At 56.6% G+C, this 258-nt stretch carries 1 rRNA gene; it reads right to left on the reverse strand.

Annotated features, from left to right (window positions below):
- A 23S ribosomal RNA gene (locus DCCM_RS08920) occupies positions 1–130 on the reverse strand; the annotation flags it as partial.
- Positions 131–258: the final 128 nt, after the last annotated feature.

Below are 258 nucleotides of genomic sequence, written 5' to 3' on the forward strand. Positions count from 1 at the left end.
CGGGTTGCCCCATTCGGATATTCACGGGTCTATGCCTGCTTGCGGCTCACCGTGACTTTTCGCAGCTTACCACGTCCTTCATCGGCCCATTGCGCCCAGGCATCCGCCGTATGCTCTTTGTAGCTTGACCTTTTTTGCGTGCCGTGATAACTTTCGCCTGGATGCGCCAGCCGCTTCGCTCACTCGCTCACGTATTTAACATACGCTTAAGCTCACTCGCTCGCGTCTTTCGCGCCATGCTTGCTTCTTACAGCCCGC

The organism is Desulfocucumis palustris (assembly GCF_002933875.1).
Taxonomy (GTDB): domain Bacteria; phylum Bacillota; class Desulfotomaculia; order Desulfotomaculales; family Desulfocucumaceae; genus Desulfocucumis; species Desulfocucumis palustris.